Origin of the sequence: Streptomyces thermocarboxydus, from assembly GCF_024760485.1 — a bacterium.
GTDB lineage: Bacteria > Actinomycetota > Actinomycetes > Streptomycetales > Streptomycetaceae > Streptomyces > Streptomyces cellulosae.
This window is the reverse complement of the sequence record NZ_CP058273.1, coordinates 304,261-325,358: the sequence shown is the minus strand read 5'-3', so window position 1 is coordinate 325,358 and position 21,098 is coordinate 304,261. Positions and strand designations below refer to the sequence as shown.

Annotated in this window: 18 protein-coding genes; 12 read left to right on the top strand and 6 right to left on the bottom strand. The window is 73.3% G+C overall.

Going from position 1 to position 21,098, the window contains the following annotated elements:
- Window positions 1–12: 12 nt before the first annotated feature.
- The 3 genes from AY578_RS01490 to AY578_RS01480 all read right to left on the bottom strand — a co-directional run bounded on the left by AY578_RS01490 (window position 13) and on the right by AY578_RS01480 (window position 3,499).
- Window positions 13–1,410 carry a hypothetical protein gene (locus tag AY578_RS01490; protein WP_258907172.1) on the bottom strand — a complete coding sequence of 466 codons (1,398 nt, stop codon included), beginning with the start codon at window positions 1,408–1,410 and terminating at the stop codon, window positions 13–15.
- Window positions 1,411–1,614: 204 nt separating this feature from the next.
- Window positions 1,615–2,607: an MASE1 domain-containing protein gene (locus tag AY578_RS01485; RefSeq protein ID WP_020700156.1), complete on the bottom strand. Its 993-nt coding sequence runs from the start codon at window positions 2,605–2,607 to the stop codon at window positions 1,615–1,617.
- Window positions 2,608–2,668: 61 nt separating this feature from the next.
- Complete coding sequence (locus tag AY578_RS01480) at window positions 2,669–3,499, bottom strand: PP2C family protein-serine/threonine phosphatase (RefSeq protein WP_136237868.1); 831 nt, start codon at window positions 3,497–3,499, stop codon at window positions 2,669–2,671.
- A gap of 126 nt (window positions 3,500–3,625) precedes the next feature.
- On the opposite strand from AY578_RS01480, the gene AY578_RS01475 reads away from it, so the two are divergent.
- The 3 genes from AY578_RS01475 to AY578_RS01465 all read left to right on the top strand — a co-directional run bounded on the left by AY578_RS01475 (window position 3,626) and on the right by AY578_RS01465 (window position 8,994).
- The gene (locus AY578_RS01475) at window positions 3,626–3,973 is read left to right on the top strand and encodes a hypothetical protein (protein WP_019525662.1); all 348 of its coding nucleotides are present in this window, start codon (window positions 3,626–3,628) and stop codon (window positions 3,971–3,973) included.
- A gap of 140 nt (window positions 3,974–4,113) precedes the next feature.
- Complete coding sequence (locus tag AY578_RS01470; RefSeq protein ID WP_258907170.1) at window positions 4,114–6,783, top strand: NPCBM/NEW2 domain-containing protein; 2,670 nt, start codon at window positions 4,114–4,116, stop codon at window positions 6,781–6,783.
- Between the two features lie 165 nt (window positions 6,784–6,948).
- On the top strand, window positions 6,949–8,994 hold the full coding sequence (locus AY578_RS01465) for a discoidin domain-containing protein (protein ID WP_258901739.1): 2,046 nt from the start codon (window positions 6,949–6,951) through the stop codon (window positions 8,992–8,994).
- A gap of 43 nt (window positions 8,995–9,037) precedes the next feature.
- On the opposite strand, the gene AY578_RS01460 is transcribed toward AY578_RS01465, so the two are convergent.
- Window positions 9,038–10,612: a glycerol-3-phosphate dehydrogenase/oxidase gene (locus AY578_RS01460; protein ID WP_028958813.1), complete on the bottom strand. Its 1,575-nt coding sequence runs from the start codon at window positions 10,610–10,612 to the stop codon at window positions 9,038–9,040.
- Complete coding sequence (locus tag AY578_RS01455) at window positions 10,609–11,217, bottom strand: TetR/AcrR family transcriptional regulator (RefSeq protein ID WP_202503970.1); 609 nt, start codon at window positions 11,215–11,217, stop codon at window positions 10,609–10,611. Before AY578_RS01455 ends, AY578_RS01460 begins: the two co-directional genes overlap by 4 nt.
- A gap of 88 nt (window positions 11,218–11,305) precedes the next feature.
- On the opposite strand from AY578_RS01455, the gene AY578_RS01450 reads away from it, so the two are divergent.
- The 8 genes from AY578_RS01450 (at window position 11,306) to AY578_RS01415 (ending at window position 19,711) form a co-directional block, all read left to right on the top strand.
- Window positions 11,306–12,901 carry an FAD-binding oxidoreductase gene (locus tag AY578_RS01450; RefSeq protein ID WP_019525667.1) on the top strand — a complete coding sequence of 532 codons (1,596 nt, stop codon included), beginning with the start codon at window positions 11,306–11,308 and terminating at the stop codon, window positions 12,899–12,901.
- Between the two features lie 925 nt (window positions 12,902–13,826).
- Window positions 13,827–14,708 carry a diacylglycerol/lipid kinase family protein gene (locus tag AY578_RS01445; protein WP_136237871.1) on the top strand — a complete coding sequence of 294 codons (882 nt, stop codon included), beginning with the start codon at window positions 13,827–13,829 and terminating at the stop codon, window positions 14,706–14,708.
- A gap of 140 nt (window positions 14,709–14,848) precedes the next feature.
- The gene (locus AY578_RS01440) at window positions 14,849–15,286 is read left to right on the top strand and encodes a Fur family transcriptional regulator (protein WP_136237872.1); all 438 of its coding nucleotides are present in this window, start codon (window positions 14,849–14,851) and stop codon (window positions 15,284–15,286) included.
- Window positions 15,287–15,320: 34 nt separating this feature from the next.
- Window positions 15,321–17,546, top strand: a complete 2,226-nt coding sequence (gene katG / locus AY578_RS01435; protein WP_136237873.1) for a catalase/peroxidase HPI — start codon at window positions 15,321–15,323, stop codon at window positions 17,544–17,546.
- A gap of 163 nt (window positions 17,547–17,709) precedes the next feature.
- On the top strand, window positions 17,710–17,940 hold the full coding sequence (locus AY578_RS01430) for a hypervirulence associated TUDOR domain-containing protein (RefSeq protein ID WP_026243949.1): 231 nt from the start codon (window positions 17,710–17,712) through the stop codon (window positions 17,938–17,940).
- Complete coding sequence (locus AY578_RS01425) at window positions 17,937–18,281, top strand: DUF3140 domain-containing protein (protein WP_136237874.1); 345 nt, start codon at window positions 17,937–17,939, stop codon at window positions 18,279–18,281. The genes AY578_RS01430 and AY578_RS01425 overlap by 4 nt, the downstream gene beginning before the upstream one ends.
- Before the next feature lie 41 nt (window positions 18,282–18,322).
- A complete protein-coding gene (locus AY578_RS01420; RefSeq protein ID WP_215189189.1) occupies window positions 18,323–19,120 on the top strand; it encodes a class I SAM-dependent methyltransferase in 798 nt (265 codons plus the stop codon).
- Window positions 19,121–19,282: 162 nt separating this feature from the next.
- Window positions 19,283–19,711, top strand: coding sequence for a hypothetical protein (locus tag AY578_RS01415; RefSeq protein ID WP_161107610.1), 429 nt, complete (start codon window positions 19,283–19,285; stop codon window positions 19,709–19,711).
- A 328-nt stretch (window positions 19,712–20,039) separates the two neighbouring features.
- On the opposite strand, the gene AY578_RS01410 is transcribed toward AY578_RS01415, so the two are convergent.
- On the bottom strand, window positions 20,040–20,462 hold the full coding sequence (locus AY578_RS01410; RefSeq protein ID WP_019525675.1) for a DUF350 domain-containing protein: 423 nt from the start codon (window positions 20,460–20,462) through the stop codon (window positions 20,040–20,042).
- Window positions 20,463–20,691: 229 nt separating this feature from the next.
- Here AY578_RS01410 and AY578_RS01405 point away from each other — a divergent pair, with 229 nt between their 5' ends.
- Window positions 20,692–21,048, top strand: a complete 357-nt coding sequence (locus AY578_RS01405; RefSeq protein ID WP_026243951.1) for a hypothetical protein — start codon at window positions 20,692–20,694, stop codon at window positions 21,046–21,048.
- Window positions 21,049–21,098 lie beyond the last annotated feature (50 nt).

The following is a 21,098-nucleotide window of genomic DNA, read 5'->3' as shown; positions in this document are numbered from 1 at the left end:
CGCCCCGAGCGGTCAGGGCGCGATGCCCACCCCGGGGACGCGGCTCCACGCCTTCTCCCGCACGGCCGTCATCGCCGGCCAGGACGTGCCGCCCGGCCGCGGAAGCACCCGCGAGGCGTACGGCGCGGGGCGGAACGCGGGGTCGTAGAAGCAGCCGGTGGCGTACACCTGGTCGAACGCGGGGCAGGACGCGGCGACCGCACGCGGCGTCGGCCGCTGCCCGGTGCGCACCCAGCGGTCCAGTGCCGCCAGCGACGTGGCGTACTCGGCGTCGCTGAGCGCGGAGTGCTCGTGCTCACCGGTGAACGTCTGCACCAGCCACCGGTCGCGGTGCGCGCCCCTCAGCGTGTCCCGGTAGGCGCCCTCGTGCTCGACGAACGCGGTCGGGTCGTCCTTCGCGTGCAGCGTCAGCACCGGGATGTCCACCCGCCCGGTGAGGTCGCTGTCGTACGACAGGTCACGCACCGCCGACGGGTCGGCCGCGAACCGCTCCACGCCCGCGTTGAGCGCCTTGTCGTCGTGTGAACCGGAGTAGCGCACCCCGCGGTTGGAGAACGGGTTACGGCCGCCCAGCCGCTTGTGCACGATGTCCCGGAAGGTGAACACCGAGAAGCGCAGATGCGACTCCAGCGTCCGCTCCGGGATCCCGGTGACGTTCAGGATGTCGTCCAGATTCCGCTGCTGCAGGGCGGTGCGCTCCCCAGGCGGCGACGCGTACCCGGTGCACTCCTGCAGCCGGGCGCGCAGCCCGGCCGTGGTCAGCGTCGAGCCGCGGCGCAGCCCCTGCCACAGCGGGTACCGCGGCTCCTCGGGCCGGGGCAGGTTGGCGCAGTAGTACTGGTAGACCACGCGCAGGTCGACGCGGTAGTCGTAGCCGCGGGAGCCGCCGCCCAGCACCCCGTTGGTGAGCAGCGCCCCGTCGTACGGGCCGCCCTTCCCGCCGTACGTCTCGACGACCTTCGCGGCCACGTTCCCGCCCCACGACTGGCCGTGCACGTACGTCCGCCGCGGCGCGCCGAACTCCTCGGCGAAGAGCCGCCGTACGTTCTCGGTGTCGGCGGCGGCCATCCGGGTGCCGTAGCCGCCCCTGCGGTACAACGAGCCGGCCCACGCGTACCCCTGGTCCACCACGACCCGCCAGCGCCCGAGGTCCTCGACGCTGCGCTCCGGGTCGGACGCGTCGCCCAGGTCGGGGCCGCCGTGGGCGTGCACGACGAGGGAGCCGTTCCAGCGCTCGGGCACCGCGATCGCGTAGTGGGCGCCGTTGGCGTCCGTGCCGGTGTAGCAGGAGGTGCCGTCCGGCAGCCCCCCGGGACAGGCGGCCGGCCGGGGCTCGGCGTCCCGGGCCTGCGCGGCCGGCGCCGGGGCGAGGGCGCCGGCCAGCGTCCCGGCGAGCAGCAGGCCCGCCACGCGTCGGCGGGAGCGGGGGAGACGGAGGGCATGACGGAAGCTGTTCACGTGCGGCTCCTGGTTCGGCGGCGCGTTGCTGCGCACGGTCGGCGATGTTAGGAACGCCGGCCGCCGGACACCATGGACGGAGCGTTTGCGTTCATACTGTTCGGCCGCCGTTCTGCCGCAACGGGCCCGCGCATGCCGCCGGTTCGCCTTCGCCGCTCAGGCCGCGCCCGACCCCTCCGACCTCTGCGCCCGTCCGTGCGGGACGGCCTCGCCCGCCGTCAGATGCTCCAGCACCTCCGCCAGTTCCTGGCACGCCTGCTCCACCGAGCGGCGGGTGTTGTGCTGCTCGGTGATCACCGCCGACAGCAGAAGGGCCGTCAGGGCCGCCGCCGCGTTGAAGGCATGCAGGTTGACCATGATCTGCGTGTCCGACACATGCGCGAACGGTCCCGACCGTTGCGTCGCCGCCTTCGTCGCGAGGACGGAGGCGAACAGGGCGCAGAGCATGCTGCCGGGCAGCTCGAACCGCAGTGCCGACCAGATGAGCAGCGGGTAGACGCTGAAGAGCAGGCTGCCCGTGCTCTGCGTGGCGAACGGCACCACGACGCCCGCGACGGCCGCCAGGCCCAGTGCCTCCTTCCAGCGCGACCAGTGCGCGGGGGAGCGTACCCGGGGCAGGACCAGCAGCGTCGGGGTGATCAGCAGCACCCCCATCGCGTCGCCCACCCACCAGGGGAGCCACACCGACCAGAAGGACCCGGCCGGCAGCTCACCGGAGACGACGAGCAGTCCGGTCGCGATGGTGGAGCTGACCAGCATCGCGGCGAAGCCGCCGAGGAACACCAGGCTGAGGCAGTCGCGTAATCGGCCGAGGTCGGTGCGGAACCCGGCCCTGCGCAGCAGCCAGTAGGCGCACAGCGGCGCGGCGGTGTGGGCGCACAGCAGGCCGAGCGACGTCGGCCCGAGGGAGGTGAGGTGCCCGATCACCAGCAGCGCGCCGAGGGTGATGCCCGGCCAGACGCGCGCCCCGAGGATCAGCAGGGACGCGACGGCGATCCCGGTCGGGGGCCAGATGGGTGAGACGACCGAACCGTTGACCTGCAGTTCGTACAGCAGCCCGAGCCGGCCCCCCGCGTAGTAGCAGGCGGCGACGGTCAGCGTCTGCAGCACGTAGACGGCCGGTGCACGGAGATCCTGGCGAGGCACCACATCTGTCATCAGACACCGAGGCGGCCCCGACGGCGAGGTGAGAGGCGGGGCGCTGTCGGCCCTATGGCTGACCGGCGGGCTTGTCGTGCCCGATCACCAGGACCGCCGCGTCGTCGTCGTGCCCCACCTCGGCCGCCCCCTTGATCACGGCGGCGGCGAGCGCGTCCACGTCCATGCGCGCGACCGCCGCGATGCCCGCGAGCCGCGACACCTGCTCCAACCCCTCGTCCAGACGCATCGACGGGCCCTCCACCACCCCGTCGGTGACCATCACGAACACCCCGCCGGAGTCCAGCCGGTACCGCGTCACCGGGTACACCGCGCCGGACTGCACGCCCAGCGGCGGACCGCCCTCGTCCTCCGTCACGCCGGACCTCCCGTCCGCCGTGGCCCACACGCACGGCAGATGACCGGCGCGGGCGCTCTCCAGCAGCCGCGTCTCCGGGTCGAGCCGCATGAAGGTGCAGGTCGCGAACAGGTCCCCGCCCAGCGTCAGCAGCAGCTCGTTGGTCCGCGCCAGCAGTTCGCCCGGGTCGCCGCCCACGGAGGCCAGCGCCCGCAGACCGACCCGCACCTGCCCCATGAAGGCGGCCGCCTCGATGTTGTGCCCCTGCACGTCGCCGATCGACAGGCCGATCCGGCCGTCGGGCATGGTGAACGCGTCGTACCAGTCGCCGCCCACGTTGAGACCTTGGTTGGCGGGCACGTACCGCACCGCGAGCCGCACGCCGTCACCGGCGGGCAGGTCCCTCGGCAGCATCCCGCGCTGCAGCGCGACGGCCAGCTCCACCCGCGAGCGCTGCACCTCCGCGGCCGCGCGCGCCTGGGCCGTCAGCGTCCCGAGTCTGTTCAGCAGCTCGTCGCCGTGGTCCTTGGAGCCGGTGCGGGACATGGATCACTCACTCGGGCCGGGACGCTGCGGTCCGCCCCCACAGGGACAAACCATATGAAAGCAACATTCACCAGGATGATAGGCGGAATGCGTTTGGCCGGGCCAGTCGGTGTGAAGGCTGGCGGCATGGAGCAGCGCGAGATCATGCAGCGGAGCGTCGGCATCCTCACGGAAGCCCTGGAAATGCGGCGCCGGCTGCGCGCCGACCCGGACGCCGACGTGACCGCCGGCAGCGCGGTCGCCGGGCTGCTCGAGGACATGCTGCCGCGCATCCAGCTCCCCGCCGACGCGAGCGCGCGCGAGGTCGCCGAGATCGTCACCGGCAAGCTCGGCCCGGCCATCGTGCAGATCACCTCCGCGCTCACCTTCGCGTTCGTCCAGCTCGCCGAGATCCACGACGAGGGCCGCACCGACGTGTCGTCCGCCGACGTCCTGCGCTCCATCGCGCTCCACTACGAGCGGGGCGATTCCTGAGTCGAGTTTCGGAGTGCTCCTCAACCGCCGTGTGACGGAGGGTGGTTGAGGAACGGGTGAGCGGGAAGGGTTGTCCCGGAACCAAGACCGACAACGATGTCACCTCTTGGACGGAGGCCCCCGTGCCCAGATCGTCGCGCATGTCGCCAGGCGGCCCGCGCCGGACGTTCCTTCCCGCCCTGCTCACCCTGCTGCTCTCCGCCGCGCTCGCCCTCACCACGCTCACCGCCCCCGCGCGGGCGGCGGAGCCCGGCGGAGGAACCTGGACCGTGCACCAGCCCGGAGCGCCCCGGGACGGCGTCACGGCCGTCGTCCGCCTCGACCCGGCGGACGGCGCCCTCACCCTCGCCGCCCGCAAGGGCGCCACCACGGTGCTCGAACCGGCGCCGCTCGGCGTCGTCACCTCCGCCGCCGACCTCACCTCGGGGCTGCGCGCCGACTCCCGGCACACCCGGCAGGTGACCGAGCGGTACACCATGACCACCGGCAAGCGGCTCCGCCGCACCGCGCGGATGACGGAGACCCGCTTCACCTTCACCGGCCGGGACGGCGCACGCCTCGGCCTCGTGGTCCGCGTCGCCGACGACGGAGTCGCCTACCGCTACGTCCTTCCCGGACCCGGCACGATCACCGTCGAGCGGGAGGAGTCCGCGTTCCGCCCGCCGGCCGCCGCACGGGCCTGGCTCACGCCGTACTCGGCCAACTACGAGCGCCTGTACGCCCCGTCCACGGCGTCGGGCGCGGCCCCCGGTGAGTACGCCTACCCGGCGCTGTTCCAGGTCGGGGACGCCTACGCCCTGCTCACCGAGTCGGACGTCGACGGCCGCTACGACGCGAGCCGGCTGGTCCACGAGGGCGACGGACGCTACACGGTGCGCCTGGCCGACCCGGAGGTGACGTCCGAGGGGCCGCTGGCCACGCCGTGGCGCACGGCTGTCGTCGGTGACCTCGCCACCGTCACGGAGTCCACCCTCGTCGACGACCTCGCCCCGCCCTCCCGTATCGCGGACACCTCCTGGATCCGGCCCGGCAAGGTCGCCTGGTCCTGGCTGGACGGCTTCGGTGCCGCCCAGCGCGACCTCGCCGCCCAGCAGCGGTTCGTGGACCTCGCCGCGGCCCGCGGCTGGCCGTACACCCTGGTCGACGACGGCTGGAAGACCACCGACTGGATGCCCGAGCTGATCGCGTACGCCCGGCAGCGGGGCGTCGACGTCCTGCTGTGGGTGCACTGGACGGATCTCGACACGGCCGCCGAGCGCGCGGAGTTCCTGCCCCGCGTGAAGGAGTGGGGCGCGGCCGGGCTGAAGATCGACTTCATGGACTCCGACTCCCAGGAGCGCTTCCGCTGGTACGACGACATCCTCCGGGACACCGCCCGGCACCGGCTGCTCGTCAACTTCCACGGCGCGACCCTCCCCAAGGGCGTCCAGCGGACCTGGCCGCATGTGATGAGTCTGGAGGCGGTGTACGGCGCCGAGCAGGGCACCGTGCCCGCGGCGGGGCTGACGGCGCTGCCGTACACGCGCAACGCGGTCGGCTCGATGGACTACACGCCGATGGGCTTCCAGTTCGGCACCCGTACCGTCTCCGACGCGGCCGAACTGGCGCTGTCGGTGGTGTTCGAGTCCGGCTTCCAGAACTTCGCCGGCTCGGTCGCCGCCTACCGCGAACGGCCGGAGCTGGCCCGCTTCCTGGAGCAGGTGCCGACGGTGTGGGACGAGACGCGGCTGCTGTCGGGACTGCCCGGCGAGAGCGCGGTGTTCGCCCGGCGCCACGGTGACCGCTGGTTCCTCGGCAGCGTCCACGCCGGTGAGGCGGCGACGGAGCGGGTGCCGCTGGGCTTCCTGAGCGGCGGGCGGTGGCTGGCGGAGGTCGTCCGGGACGGCGACGACGGCGGGCTGCTGCGCGAACGGCACGTCGTCTCCCGCGAGGACACCCTCGAGGTGCCGACGGCCGAACACGGCGGATTCGCGGGGCAGATCTGCCGGTTCACTCCAGGCCGCGACACCTGCGACCGGCCGGTGACCCGGCTGCCGCTCACCGCGCTCACCGCCGGTCCCGCACGCGCCGAGGCGGACCCGGGCGGCTCGGTCGCCGTCACCGGCCGGTTCGCGGTGGAGGAGTCGGGGCCGGCCGCGGACGTCCGCGTGACGCTCGACGCCCCCGACGGCTGGACCGTCGACGGCGACGACCCCAGGGCCGCCGAACTGCCCACGGGGAAGGCGCTGTCGGCGGACTGGACGGTCCGGGTGCCGTCCGGCGCCCGCCCCGGCGGTTACGACCTGACCGTGCGCGCGGAGTACCGCACGCCGGACCGGCCGGATTCCGGCGTGCTGCGGGTGGTGCGCCCGGTGCGGGTGTTCGTGCCGGAGCCGGGCGTCACCTACGTGAGCGACCTGCCGTTCACCTCCGAGCGCAACGGGTGGGGCCCGGTCGAGCGGGACATGTCCAACGGCGAGCGCGACCCCGCCGACGGCGGTCCGCTCACCCTTCAGGGGGCGGTGTACGACAAGGGCCTCGGGACACACGCGGTCGGCGAGGTGGTCGTCGAACTCGACGGCGGATACCGGCGGTTCACCGCCGAGGTCGGTGTCGACGACGAGGTCGGCGCCAAGGGCACGGTGGCCTTCGAGGTGCTCGGCGACGGCAGGAGCCTGCTGACCACCGGGGTGCTCGACGGCTCCGACCCGGCCTTCCCCGTCGACGTGGACGTCACGGGCGTACGGCAGTTGACCCTGCGCGTGCTGGACGGCGGGGACGGGGTTGACTCCGACCACGCCGACTGGGCGGACGCGCGGCTCGTGCCGTAGCGGTGCGGGCGGGGCGGCCCACAGGCGCCTGTGGGCCGCCCCGCCGGCCGACGTGGGGTGCGCGCGGTCTTGACGGCGTACGCGCGAGTGGCGATGCTCCCCGAGGGGGTTTGCAGAGGTCATGACAACTCGTCATGGCGACTCCGTCGACGGAGGGACCCGCCGGTGACCACCTCACGCGCACAACGCCACGCCGGGATCGTGACGCTGCTCCTCCTCGTCCTGGCCGCCGCGCTCACACCGACGCCCAGCTCGGCCGCCGACGGCAACTGGTGGGACCCGGTGGCCCGGCCCGCGCCGGATTCTCAAATCAACGTCACGGGCGAGCCGTTCCGGGGCGCGGACTCCGCCGGGCGGGTGCGCGGATTCGTCGACGCGCACAACCACATCATGTCCAACGAGGCCTTCGGCGGACGGCTCATCTGCGGCAAGGCGTTCTCCGAGAAGGGCATCGCCGACGCGCTCAAGGACTGCCCCGAGCACTATCCCGACGGTTCCCTCGCCGTCTTCGACTTCATCACGGGCGGCGGCGACGGCCGCCACGACCCGGACGGCTGGCCCACCTTCGCCGACTGGCCCGCCCACGACTCGCTGACCCACCAGCAGAACTACTACGCCTGGATCGAGCGCGCCTGGCGCGGCGGTCAGCGCGTGCTGGTCAACGACCTGGTCACCAACGGCGTGATCTGCTCGGTGTACTTCTTCAAGGACCGCAGCTGCGACGAGATGACCTCCATCCGCCTCCAGGCCCGACTGACGTACCGCATGCAGGACTACGTCGACGCGATGTACGGCGGGCCGGGCAAGGGATGGTTCCGTGTCGTCACCGACAGCGCGCAGGCGCGTGAGGTGGTCGGGCAGGGCAGACTCGCCGTGGTGCTGGGCGTGGAGACGTCGGAGCCGTTCGGCTGCAAGATGATCCTGGACGTCGCCCAGTGCGGCCGTGAGGACATCGACGCGGGCCTCGACGAGCTGTACGACCTGGGTGTGCGCAGCATGTTCCTGTGCCACAAGTTCGACAACGCGCTGTGCGGCGTGCGTTTCGACTCCGGGGCGCTCGGCACCGCCATCAATGCCGGACAGTTCCTGTCCACCGGCACCTTCTGGCGGACCGAGCGCTGCACCGGCCCGCAGCACGACAACCCCATCGGTCTCGCCTCCGCCCCCGCGGCCGAGAAGCGCCTCCCCGCGGGCGTGGAGATCCCCTCGTACGACGCGGACGCACAGTGCAACGTGCGCGGGCTGACCGGGCTGGGCGAGTACGCCGTGCGCGGCATGATGAAGCGCAACATGATGCTCGAGATCGACCACATGAGCGTCAAGGCCGCCGGCCGCGTCCTCGACCTCTTCGAGTCCGCGTCCTACCCGGGCGTCCTGTCCTCGCACAGCTGGATGGACCTCAACTGGACCGAACGCGTCTACCGGCTCGGCGGGTTCACCGCCCAGTACATGAACGGCTCCGAGCAGTTCGTCACCGAGGCCGGCCGCACGGAGGCGCTGCGGGACGCCTACGGCGTCGGCTACGGCTTCGGCACCGACATGAACGGCGTCGGCGGCTGGCCCGCCCCGCGCGGCGCGGACGCGCCCGACCCCGTCACCTACCCCTACCGCAGCGTCGACGGCGGCTCCGTGCTCGACCGGCAGACCACCGGGCAGCGCACCTGGGACCTGAACACGGACGGCGCCGCGCACTACGGGCTGGTGCCCGACTGGATCGAGGACATCCGGCGCGTCGGCGGACAGCACGTCGTCGACGACCTCTTCCGCGGCGCCGAGTCCTACCTCACCACCTGGGGCGCGACCGAACGCCACCGCCCGGCGGCCAACCTCGCCCGCGACGCGCGGGCGACGGCGTCATCCACCGAGTGGAACCCGTTCACCAGCTACGCCCCCGCCCGTGCCGTCGACGGCGACCAGGGCACCCGCTGGGCCGGCGACTGGAGCGACGACCAGTGGCTGTGCCTCGACCTCGGCGCCGCCCACCGCATCAGCCGCGTCACGCTCGACTGGGAGCGCGCGTACGGGAGCGCGTACCGCGTGGACGTGTCCACCGACGGCGCGAACTGGCGCACCGTGTGGTCCACGACGGCGGGCGACGGCGGGCTGGACACGGCGGTGTTCCCGCCCGTCGAGGCCCGTCACGTCCGGCTGCAGTTCCTAAGGCGGGGGACGCAGTGGGGCTACTCGGTGCGGGAGGTGGAGGTGCACTGACGTGCCGGTGCCGGGGTCCACGCTCCCGTGAGCCCGGACCCCGTCACACGGGCCGGCTGTGCGGAAGGTGCTCCGCCAGCAGGGCCCGTACCGCGTCCAGCGCCGCCGTCCGGTCGGCCGGGACCAGGCCGATGCGGGTGCGGCGGTCCAGGACGTCCTCCTCGTCCAGCGCGCCCTCGTGACGCACCGCCCACAGCACCTCGGCGGCCGTGACCGGATACCCGGGCAGCACCGGCTCCGCGAGGCGCGGGTCCCTTTCGGCGAGCGCCGCGACCGCCGGCGCCTCGGTGCCGTAGCGGCGCACCAGACGGCGGGGCGCCGGCAGTCCGGCGAGGGCGTGCGGAGGCGCCGCGCCCACCAGGGGCAGTGACGCGGTGCGGGACGGACCGGCGGGCAGGCCCCGGAGCCGTACGGCCTCGTCGACCGCGTCCTCGGCCATCCTCCGGTACGTGGTCAGCTTGCCGCCGACGACCGTGACCACGCCCTCCGGCGAGGTCAGCACGGCGTGCCGGCGGGAGATGTCGGCGGTCCTCGGCGGCGCGCCCGCGTCCTCGGGCGTGGTGTCCAGCAGGGGCCGCAGCCCGGCGAACGCGCCCACCACGTCGTCGCGGTGCACCGGCACGTGCAGCACCGAGCAGAGGACGTCCAGCAGGAACCCGATGTCCGTCTCCGGGGGCTCGGTGACCTCGGGGACGTCCCCCTCCACGGGTTCGTCGGTGAGGCCGACGTAGACCCGGCCGTCGTCCTGGGGGAGGACCAGGACGAAGCGGTTGGTCTCCCCGGGCACGGGGATGTGCAGCCCGGCGGTGAGCGGGCCGAGGCTCTCCGGGCGCAGCACCAGGTGGGTGCCGCGGGAGGGGCGGATGCGGACCCCGTCGACGAGGCCGCCCGCCCACACCCCGGCGGCGTTGATCACCGCGCGGGCGCGGATCTCGCCCTCCTCGCCGGTCAGTTCGTCACGGACCCGGGCGCCCGTCGCGGTCAGCTCCAGCGCCCGTACGCGGGTGAGGACCCGCGCCCCGTGCGCGGCCGCCGTACGGGCCAGGGCCGTCACCAGCCGGGCGTCGTCGGTGAGCCGGCCGTCCCACGACAGCAGGCCGCCGCGCAGCCCGTCCAGCCGCAGCGCGGGGGCGAGATGGCGGGTCTCCACCACGGAGAGGCGGCGCGGCGCAGGGAGGGTCGCCCGGGCCGTGCGCGCCGCCAGCCGCAGCGTGTCGCCGGCGTGGAACCCGGCCCGGGCGAGGGCGGCCTGCCCGCGCGACACCAGCGGGGTGAGGGGCAGCACGAACGGCTGGGCGTGGACCAGATGGGGCGCCGTGCGCTCCATCAGGATGCCGCGCTCCACCGCGCTCTCGTGGGCGACGTCGAGCCGGCCGGAGGCCAGGTAGCGCAGCCCGCCGTGGACCAGCTTGCTGCTGAAGCGGGAGGTGCCGAACGCCAGGTCGTGGGCGTCGACCGCCACCACCCGCAGTCCGCGCGCCGCGGCGTCCAGGGCGGCGCCCGCGCCGGTCACGCCCAGGCCGACGACCAGCACGTCCACGGTGTCGCCGGGCACCGAGTCGGTCAGGTCGCGGGCGCGCCGGGCGGCGGACAGGGACGAGCCGCTGAGGGGGGTCATGGTGTGAGGGTCCTCTCCAGAATGCCGCGCAGCTCGCCGAGGAACGCCTCGGCGGACAGCTCGGGGTCGTCCTCGTCGGTCATGGTCCGCAGGGACAGGGTGAAGGACTGCACGATCAACAGCACCGAACGCGCCTGCCGTTCGACGGGCGCGCGGCGTACCGAGCCGTCGGCGTGCCCCTCGCGCAGCACGCCCGCGAGCAGTTCGAGGAGGGCCTCCTGGCTCGCGCCGCGGCGGTCCAGCACGTAGGGGAGGAGCAGTTCGGGGTCGACGTCGAGGATCTTGCGGAACAGCGGATGGGCGACGAAGTCCCGCACCGCGTCCACGAGTCCCACGGTGAGCAGCTCCCGCGCGGTCATGTCCGGTCTGCGCTCGGGCATGGCCCCGGTGGCCACCGCGATCCACTCCCGCGTCATCAGGTCGCCGACCAGCGACCGCACGTCCGGCCAGCGCCGGTACAGCGTCATGCGGGAGACACCGGCGCGGCGGGCCACGTCGGTGAGCGTGGTGCGGCGGACCCCGACGGCGAGCACGCAGTCGCGCACCGCGTCGAGCACCGCGTCGTTGTCCGAACCTGCCGAGCCGTTGTGACGAATGGGCGTCATGTGTCACAGTGTAACGCCACGTGAGGCCGTCGGGCGACGGCATCGCTCTCTTCCGACCCGTCAGGACGGACCCGTGAGGACGACAGACATGGACATGCTCTGGAGCGGCTGGGGCGACCCGGGGCGGGCGGCCCCGCTGCCCGACGCGGTGACCGGGTTGCTGCGCGACCTGCTCGGCGTCAAGCCGCGCGAGGCGGCGACGGTCGCCCTCGAGGACCTGGACGTCCCCGCGAGCCCGCTCGCCCCCGACGCGCACCGCGCCCTGGCCGCCGCGCTGGGCGACGAGGCGCACGTCCGCACCGACGCCGAGACCCGCGTCCGGCACACCCGCGGCAAGTCCACCCCCGACCTGCTGCGCATGCGCGGCGGCGACCTCGCGGCCGCGCTCCCGGCGGCCGTGCTGCTGCCCGCCACGCACGACGAGGTCCTGGCCGTGCTCCGGCTGTGCGCCGAACACGGCCTGGCGGCCGTTCCGTTCGGCGGCGGCACCTCCGTCGTCGGCGGACTCGCCCCCGAGGCGCGCGGCACGTTCGCCGCACTCGACCTGCGGCGCATGAACCGCCTGCTCGACCTCGACCCGGTCTCCCGCACCGCCACCCTGCAGCCCGGTCTGCGCGCCCCGCAGGCCGAGGCGCTCCTCGCCGAACACGGCTTCACCCTCGGCCACTTCCCGCAGTCCTACGAATGGGCCACCATCGGCGGCTTCGCCGCCACCCGCTCCAGCGGCCAGGCCTCCGCCGGGTACGGGCGCTTCGACGAGATGGTCCTCTCCCTCACCCTCGCCACCCCCGAGGGCGCCCTCGACACCGGCCGCGCCCCGCGCTCCGCCGCCGGACCCGACCTGCGCCAGCTCCTCCTCGGCTCCGAGGGCGCGTTCGGCGTCATCACCTCGGTGACCGTCCGGATCCGTCCGGTGCCGCAGACCCGCGTCTACGAGGGCTGGAGCTTCCCCGACTTCGACGCGGGCGCCACCGCCCTGCGTCGCCTCGCCCAGGACGGGCCCCGGCCCACCGTGCTGCGCCTGTCCGACGAGACCGAGACCCTCGTCGGCCTCGCCAACCCTGAGGCGATCGGCTCCGGCGAGCTCAAGTCGAGCGGCTGCACCGCCGTCGCCGGGTACGAGGGCACCGAGGAGGACACGGCGTACCGGCGCGAGCGGGCCGCCGCCGTCCTGCGGGAGTGCGGCGGCACCCCCCTCGGCGAGGAGCCCGGCCGGCGCTGGGCCCACGGCCGCTACTCCGCGCCCTACCTGCGGGACGCCCTCCTCGACGCCGGGGCCTTCGCGGAGACGCTGGAGACGGCCACGTTCTGGTCCGGCCTCCCCGGCCTGTACGCCGCCGTCCGCGACGCGCTCACCACCACCCTCACCGAGGCCGGCACCCCGCCGCTGGTGATGTGCCACATCTCCCACGTCTACGAGAACGGCGCCTCCCTGTACTTCACGGTCGTCTCCGCGCAGGGCGAGGACCCCGTGGCCCACTGGACCCGCGCCAAGCACGCCGCGAACGAGGCGATCCTCGCCGCGGGCGGCACCATCAGCCACCATCACGGCGTGGGCACGGACCACCGCGACTGGTACCTCCGCGAGATCGGCCCCCTCGGCGCGGAGGCGCTCCGCGCGGTGAAGCGGCGGCTGGATCCCGGGGGCGTGCTGAATCCCGGCGTGCTCCTGCCGGCGGACTGAGGGGCGGGGCTCCCGTGCGCCGGACTTCGGCACCGGTCACCCGGACCTGCGTCGGTCACCGGCTCGGCACCGGTCGACGGCTCGGCACCGGTCGCCGGTTCTGTCCCGGTCGCCGGACCGGTACCGGTCGCGGGTTCGGTACCGGTCGCAGGTTCGGTACCGGTCGCCGGACCGGCACTGGTCGCCGGTTCTGCCCCTGTCGCCGGACCGGTACCCGTCGCGGGTTCGGTACCAGTCGCCGGTTCTGCCCCTGTCGCCGGACCGGTACCGGTCGCGGGTTCGGTACCAGTCGCAGGTTCTGCCCCGGTCGCCGGACCGGCACCGGTCGCCCGGCGCGGCATTGGTGGTCCGGTTCGGCGCCGGCCGTGCCGGACGGGCGCCGAGTGCCTGGCCCGGCGCCGGCTGTCCGGCCCGCCACTGGTTGTTCGGCTCGGCACCCGTTCTCGGGCTCGCCACCGGTTGCCTGGCCCGGCGCCGATCACCCGGACCGGCACGAGACATCGGCCGGGAGCCGCCCGCCCCCGAGCGCGGCTCGGTCCGTCGGTGGGCCCGCGGCGGCGAGGCGTCGGCGCCGATCCGTCGGCCGAACGGCCCTCGCCGGCCTGGGTGCAGATGCCCGGTCACCCTCTCCAGGGCCGGCCGCCGCCATTGTCCGTGGCGCCCGTTCCTGGGCGCGTCTCGGCTACCGGCTCGAGCGGCCCGGTCCGGGCGCTCGGCTCCGGCAGCCCGCGCCGGTGACCCTCACCGGCCCCCCGCTGGGCCGTGGGGGCGCCCACCGCGCCACCGTCCCGCACCGCCCTGCCAGGCACCCTGCCAAGCGCCAAGCGCCAAGCGCCAAGCACCAAGCACCAAGCGCCAAGCACCCGGCCCCGCCGGGCATCCCGCACATCCACCCACCCCTCGGCCGTCCCCCCGGAGGCATCCCATGCGACAGTTCACCGCCGTCGTCAACCCCACCGCGGGCGCGGCCGGTTCCGCGGCCGCGTTGCTCGCCGTCGCCCGGCATCTGCGTGAGGCGGGTGCCGAACTGGTGACCGAGTACAGCCGCAGCCTGGCCCACGCCAAGGAGCTCGCGGTCGCCGCCGGAGCGGCGGGCCGCACCGTGCTGGCCGTCGGCGGGGACGGCATGGCCGGCTGCGTCGGCGGCGCCCTCAGCGGCACCGGCGCCACCCTCGGCCTGGTCCCGGCCGGCCGGGGCAACGACTTCGCCCGGGCGCTCGGCCTGCCCCGCGACCCGGAGGCCCTCGCCGCCGTCCTGCTGCACGCCGAGCCCCGCCCCGTCGACACCATCGAGGTCACCTCGGCCACCCACGACCGCGTCGTCGTCCTCGGCAGCGTCTACGCCGGGGTGGACGCCCTCGCCAACCGGCACGCCAACCGCTCCCGTCTGCTGCGCGGTTCGGCGTCCTACTACGCGGGCGGCCTGCGGGCCGTCACCACCTGGCGCCCGGCCCGCTACACCGTCACCGTCGACGGCGAGGAACACACCCACACGGGCTACACCGTCGTCGCCGCCAACTCGGGCACGTACGGATCCGGCCGGCTCATCGCGCCGGACGCCCGACCGGACGACGGCCTCCTCGACGTCGTGATGATCCGCCACGCGCCCCGCCTGCTGTTCTTCGCCCTGATGAAAGAACTGCGCACCGGCGCCCACGTGCACCGCCCCCAGGTGCGCGTCCTGCGCGGCCGGGAGATTCGCATCGAGGCCGACCGGGCGATTCCGTACGGCACGGACGGCGAGGTCGACGCGACGCTGCCCGTCACGGCGAGAATCCTTCCGGGGGCCCTCGACGTCCTGCACTGAGCCCCGGACCGTACGAGAAGAGACTTCCGCACCCGCGCCGTGCGCAACCCGGGAGCCACCCCCTGTAACCGGACACGCCCCAAGAATGGATCCGTTCGTTCTCTGGAATTGTTCGCGTCTTCGGCGGTAGGTTCGGCGCCATGACCGCATCCCGGCCGTCGACCACAGCCGAGGAGTTGCGCGGTGCGGGGCTCCGTGTGACCGCCGCCCGTGCCGCGCTCCTCGACACCGTGCGCCAGGGCGGCCATCTCGACGTCGAGACCATCGCCGACGAGGTGCGCCGGCGCATAGGGCATGTCTCCCTGCAGGCGGTGTACGAGGGCCTGAACGCGCTGAGCGCCGCGGGCCTGGTGCGGCGCATCACGCCGGCCGGCAGCGCCGCCCTCTACGAGGGGCGCGTCGGGGACAACCACCACCATCTGGTGTGCCGTTCCTGCGGCGCCGTGGCCGATGTCGACTGCGCGGTCGGCGAAGCCCCCTGCCTGACCGCGTCGGACGGTCACGGCTTCGAGGTCGACGAGGCCGAAGTCGTCTACTGGGGCCTGTGCCCCGGCTGTTCCACCTCCCGCAGTGCGTGAACTGCGCGAACCTTTTTCGCCCGGAAGGATCCCCATGACCGAGAACCATGACGCGATCGTCACCGAACCCAAGGCGGAGGGGGCAGGCGGCTGCCCGGTGGCGCACGACCGCGCGCCGCACCCCACCCAGGGCGGCGGCAACCGTCAGTGGTGGCCCGACCGTCTGAACCTGAAGATCCTCGCGAAGAACCCGCCGGCCGCGAACCCCCTCGGTGAGGACTTCGACTACGCGAAGGCGTTCCAGTCCCTCGACCTCCCGGCGGTGAAGCGGGACATCGCCGAGGTCCTCACCACCTCCCAGGACTGGTGGCCCGCCGACTTCGGCCACTACGGCCCGCTGATCGTCCGCATGGCCTGGCACAGCGCCGGCACCTACCGCATCAGCGACGGCCGCGGCGGCGCCGGCGCCGGCCAGCAGCGGTTCGCCCCCCTCAACAGCTGGCCCGACAACGCCAACCTCGACAAGGCCCGCCGCCTGCTGTGGCCGGTGAAGAAGAAGTACGGCCAGAGCCTGTCCTGGGCCGACCTGATGATCCTCGCGGGCAACGTCGCCCTGGAGACGATGGGCTTCGAGACCTTCGGCTTCGCCGGCGGCCGCGAGGACGTGTGGGAGCCGGAGGAGGACGTCTACTGGGGTCCCGAGACCACCTGGCTGGACGACAAGCGCTACTCCGGCGACCGTGAGCTGGAGAACCCGCTCGGCGCCGTCCAGATGGGCCTCATCTACGTCAACCCCGAGGGCCCCAACGGCAACCCGGACCCGGTCGCCGCGGCCCGCGACATCCGTGAGACGTTCCGCCGCATGGCGATGAACGACGAGGAGACCGTCGCGCTGATCGCCGGCGGCCACACCTTCGGCAAGACCCACGGCGCCGGCCCCGCCGACCACGTCGGCCCCGACCCCGAGGCCGCCACCCTGGAGGAGCAGGGCCTCGGCTGGCGCAACACCTACGGCACCGGCAAGGGCGGCGACACCATCACCTCCGGCCTGGAGGTCACCTGGACCGCCACGCCCACCCAGTGGAGCAACGGGTTCTTCAAGAACCTGTTCGAGTACGAGTACGAGCTGACGGAGTCCCCGGCCGGCGCCAAGCAGTGGGTGGCCAAGGACGCCGAGGCGATCATCCCCGACGCGCACGACCCGTCGAAGAAGCACAAGCCGACGATGCTCACCACCGACCTGTCGCTGCGCTTCGACCCGGTCTACGAGCAGATCTCCCGCCGGTTCTACGAGAACCCGGACGAGTTCGCCGACGCCTTCGCCCGCGCCTGGTACAAGCTCACCCACCGCGACATGGGCCCGAAGTCCCTCTACCTCGGCCCCGAGGTCCCGGAGGAGACGCTGCTGTGGCAGGACCCGCTGCCGGAGCGCACCTACGAACTCGTCGACGCCGCCGACATCGCCTCCCTCAAGGAGCGGATCCTCGCCACCGGCGTGTCCGTGTCCGACCTGGTGTACACGGCGTGGGCCGCGGCCTCCTCCTTCCGCGCCAGCGACAAGCGCGGCGGCGCCAACGGCGGCCGTATCCGCCTCGAGCCGCAGCGCGGCTGGGAGGCCAACGACCCCGACCGCCTCGCCGGCGTCATCCGCGCCCTGGAGGGCGTCCAGGAGGCGTTCAACGCCGAGCAGACCGGCGGCAAGCAGGTCTCCTTCGCCGACCTGGTGGTGCTCGGCGGTGCCGCCGCCGTGGAGAAGGCCGCCAAGGACGCGGGCTTCGACATCGAGGTGCCCTTCACCCCGGGCCGCGTCGACGCGACGCAGGAGCAGACGGACGTCGAGTCGTTCGCCGCGCTCGAGCCGACCGCCGACGGCTTCCGCAACTACCAGGGCAAGGGCAACCGGCTCCAGGCCGAGTACCTGCTGGTCGACAAGGCCAGCCTGCTCGACCTGAGCGCCCCCGAGACGACGGTGCTCGTGGGCGGCCTGCGCGCCCTCGGCGCCACCTACAAGCAGTCCACGCAGGGCGTGCTCACCGAGACGCCGGGCGTCCTCACCAACGACTTCTTCGTGAACCTGCTCGACCTGGGCACCACCTGGAAGCCGACGTCCGAGGACCAGACCGCGTTCGAGGCCCGTGACGCCGCCACCGGCGAGGTCAAGTGGACCGGCTCCCGCGCCGACCTGGTGTTCGGCTCGAACTCCGAGTTGCGCGCCCTCGCCGAGGTCTACGCGAGCGACGACGCCAAGGGCAAGTTCGTCGCGGACTTCGTCAAGGCGTGGGACAAGGTCATGAACCTCGACCGGTTCGACTGCGTCTGATCCGCACCGCCCGCCCGGTCCCGCCGGCGCGCTGATCCACCTGTCCGGGCCGGTCCCCTTCACGGGGGCCGGCCCGGACGGCTGTCCGCCCGAGATGCGCGCTGCCGCCGCTGCCAGCAGGGTGGAGAGCGGCCCCACGGGCGACACCAAGGAGGCGCCGGACATGGCGAAGGACAAGAAGCCGGGCAAGGACCTGCACGAGGGCGACCACGTCGCCTGGAGCAGCCACGGCAGCGAGACGACGGGCGAGGTCGAGCAGAAGATAACCGAGCGGACCGAGGCGGCCGGACGCACCGTCGCGGCCTCCGAGGAGGAGCCGCAGTACGAGGTGCGCAGCGACAAGTCCGGGAAGACCGCGGTGCACAAGCCGTCCGCGCTCAAGAAGAAGAAGTGAGCGCCGTGGCCGCGGACGACGAGGAGACCTGGAGCGCGTTCCGGAAGCTGGTCAACATGACCCCCGGCGACCTGGAGAAGTGGCTGGAGACCGACGAGTCGCGGAGCGCGGGGCAGCACAAGGACGGCGGCGAGTCCACCGGGCACGCCTCGGGACGGCGCATCGTCGCACTGCTCCGGACCAAGCGCGCCGACCTCACCGAGGACGACCACGCCCATATGCGCAAGGTCGTCGGCTACATCAACCGCCACCTCGCACAGCGCCCGTCCGGCGACGTCACCGACACCCGCTGGCGGCACTCGCTGATGAACTGGGGCCACGACCCGCTCGCCGACGACTGACGGAAAAGGGGTCGCCGCGGCCGGACCGCTACCGTCGGCGGATGCCTGAAGCTCCTGAGAAGTTCGACACCGCGACGACCACCTGGCAGGAGTACCAGGACGCCCCCTGGGGCCGCCTGCGGTACTCGATCGCCGAGGCGAACCTGGCCCGTCATCTGGACGGCCTCGGCGACGGCCCGTTGCGCATACTCGACCTCGCGGGCGGCGACGGCGGCGACGCCATGCGCCTCGCGGCCCGCGGACACCACGTCACCATCGTCGATCACGCCCTCGCCATGCTCTCCGCCGCGACCGAGCGAGCCTCGGCGGGCGGCCTGACCGAGCTGATCACCTGCGTGCAGGCCGATGTGGCCGCTCTGCCCGCCGACCTCGCCACCGGGCAGTTCGACGTGGTGCTGTGCCACAACCTCCTTCAGTACATGGACGACGCGCCGGGCACCCTTGCCACGGCCCTCGCCCCGCTGAAGGACGGCGGACTGTTCTCCGTCATGGCGATCAACCGGCATTCGGCGGCCTTGAACATCATCGTTCGCCAGATGGATCCGGCCGCCGCACTGGCCGCGCTCGACACCGACCAGTCCTGGACCCGGACGTTCGACTCGGCGCTGACACTGCACACGGCCGAGGAGATCATCTCCGTCCTGCACGGCCTCGGCTGCCAGGACGTAGGGCATTACGGCATCCGCGGCTTCTGCGACTACATCACCGACGATGCGCGCAAGTACGACCCAGCCTTCTACGCCGACCTCGAAGAACTGGAGCTCGCCACCACCGCGCGCCCGCCCTACATGCACACCGCGCGACTCTTCCAGCTGACGGCGCGGAAGCGGAGCAGCTGACCGACGGCTCGTCGCGGTCGTCATGTCGACACGTCGACCGGGAACGTCCGAAAACCGTCGCACGTTGTCGGTGTGAGGTTGCACAATGATCGGAAAAGGAGATCAACTCCGGCTCGGTGCTGGGTAGACGGTCTCGTGTCCGGCTCCGGAAAGGTCCTTCAGATGCTCGCCACCGTCGACCGCCCGTCCACCCTCGTCGACCTGCCGACCGTCCGCCGACGGCGCGCCCGGGCGGCCTCCGCCCCGGCCGCCCCGGCCCCGCGGGTCGCCGCGCCCGCGTCGCCCGGGTCCACGGCCGATGTGCTGCGCATCATCGCGGACCCGCGCACCCCGACGTACGTGACGGTGTTCGCCAACGGCCGCCGGCGGTACAGCTACTGGCGTCCGATCGACCCGGCCACCGGCGCCGGCGGCTGCTACGCGGCGCTGCCCACCGCCGAGTGCGACGAGCTCCAGGCGAGCGGCCGGATCACCCTCGGCGAGCCGGTCGTCGACCCCAACCGCACGACGTACCGCGTCCGTACGGCCGCCCGCGTCCCCCAGACGCCCGCCCGCCCGGCGGTCGCCCCGGAGCGCCGCCGGGTGGCCTGACGGCCGGCCGCGCGCGTCGGCGCAGACGAACGGCGCTTCGTACTTACCGGTAACGCTTCGAAAGAGACAACTTCACGGACACCGGCCCGTGTTGCCCGGCGGGAGTGACAGACGCCGGTCCTCATCGACGGCGGCGCGGGCGGAGGCGGCGCGGGCGGGGACCCCGGAGGGAACGGCGGCAACGTCGGTCACCGGCGGCTCGACGGCGCCCACGTCCCTCACCTGCACCGCCGGCTGCCCCGGCGCGCACACCGCCCGGCCGTCGCGCACCGTCCGCGCTCCGGCCGGGCGGTGAGGCGCGGACCTCGGGGACGTTCCCGGGAAGCCGTCAGGCTATGGACGCCGAAATCACGGCGGACACCGCGATGTTGCAGGATGCCGTCACCCACACCGCCGGGTGCGGCTCGACCTCCACCAGGGTGGCGCCCAGCCGGCCCGGGGTGACCAGGTCGATCACGAAGAACGCCACGGCCATCATCACCAGCCCCAGCACGCCGAACACCGCCGTGGAGACCAGGCCCTTGCCGAAGTCGTCGTAGGTCGTCCAGATGGAGGTGAACACAATGCCGCCGATGCCGAGCAGCGAGGAGCTGAGCACCACGGCCGCGTTGCGGTTGCGTTCCTGCCAGATCTGGCGGCCGAGCTTGCCGGGCAGCAGCAGGTCGACCAGGAAGATGCCGAGGACGAGAAGGACCAGACCGAGTGCGCCGTAGGCGCCGGCCCGGCCGAGTCCGTTGACGATGTCGTTCATGGGTGCGCCGGCTCCGTAGCGTGAGGGATCGTGAATGATCGCGGTCAAGGGCGAGCAAAATCTAGCGCACGCCTCGTCGGTGCCGACCCGTCTCCCCGGCGTTCGCGCCAACCAGTCCGGACGGCCGTCAACACGCGTGACCGCCCAGGCCGATCGCATTCCGGTGTCATGGCCCGACGCTTCCGGGGCATCAGATGTCCATCGGACCGACGGACCGAAGGGGACGAGCATGAGCAGGGGCAGCCGGGTTCTCACCGCCATGTACACCGCCGTCGCCCTCTGGCTCGCCTACTGCACCGTGCGCACCTGGGGCGCGGTGCCCGCCTGGACCACCCTCGCCATGGCCGCCGCCTCGCTCGCGCCCGTCCTGGGCGTGGTCCGTGAGACCGTCATCGCCGACGAACGTCGCGCCGTCGCCGTGCTGCGCGAGCGGGAGGGGCGCCGGGCGGCGTGGCGGGACGTGGCCGCCGCGGCCGTGGCCCGCGCCGAGGTGGAGGCGGCGTGCTGCGAGCGTTGGTGGACGTCGTGCGCGAGCGAGCACGACCCGAACTGCGCCCACCGCACCTCCTGGGGCACCACGGCCTGACTCCGTCCTGAGTGGCGGGGGTTCGACCGGATGTGAATTCCTGGTCCGTA

Bases quoted from the DNA above. Each gene is read 5' to 3' on its own strand.
- AY578_RS01480 (WP_136237868.1), bottom strand. From the start codon at position 3,499: ATGTCCCGCACCGGCTCCAAGGACCACGGCGACGAGCTGCTGAACAGA.
- AY578_RS01475 (WP_019525662.1), top strand. From the start codon at position 3,626: ATGGAGCAGCGCGAGATCATGCAGCGGAGCGTCGGCATCCTCACGGAA.
- AY578_RS01470 (WP_258907170.1), top strand. From the start codon at position 4,114: ATGTCGCCAGGCGGCCCGCGCCGGACGTTCCTTCCCGCCCTGCTCACC.
- AY578_RS01460 (WP_028958813.1), bottom strand. From the start codon at position 10,612: ATGACCCCCCTCAGCGGCTCGTCCCTGTCCGCCGCCCGGCGCGCCCGC.
- AY578_RS01455 (WP_202503970.1), bottom strand. From the start codon at position 11,217: ATGACGCCCATTCGTCACAACGGCTCGGCAGGTTCGGACAACGACGCG.
- AY578_RS01450 (WP_019525667.1), top strand. From the start codon at position 11,306: ATGGACATGCTCTGGAGCGGCTGGGGCGACCCGGGGCGGGCGGCCCCG.
- AY578_RS01445 (WP_136237871.1), top strand. From the start codon at position 13,827: ATGCGACAGTTCACCGCCGTCGTCAACCCCACCGCGGGCGCGGCCGGT.
- AY578_RS01440 (WP_136237872.1), top strand. From the start codon at position 14,849: ATGACCGCATCCCGGCCGTCGACCACAGCCGAGGAGTTGCGCGGTGCG.
- katG (WP_136237873.1), top strand. From the start codon at position 15,321: ATGACCGAGAACCATGACGCGATCGTCACCGAACCCAAGGCGGAGGGG.
- AY578_RS01430 (WP_026243949.1), top strand. From the start codon at position 17,710: ATGGCGAAGGACAAGAAGCCGGGCAAGGACCTGCACGAGGGCGACCAC.
- AY578_RS01420 (WP_215189189.1), top strand. From the start codon at position 18,323: ATGCCTGAAGCTCCTGAGAAGTTCGACACCGCGACGACCACCTGGCAG.
- AY578_RS01415 (WP_161107610.1), top strand. From the start codon at position 19,283: ATGCTCGCCACCGTCGACCGCCCGTCCACCCTCGTCGACCTGCCGACC.
- AY578_RS01410 (WP_019525675.1), bottom strand. From the start codon at position 20,462: ATGAACGACATCGTCAACGGACTCGGCCGGGCCGGCGCCTACGGCGCA.
- AY578_RS01405 (WP_026243951.1), top strand. From the start codon at position 20,692: ATGAGCAGGGGCAGCCGGGTTCTCACCGCCATGTACACCGCCGTCGCC.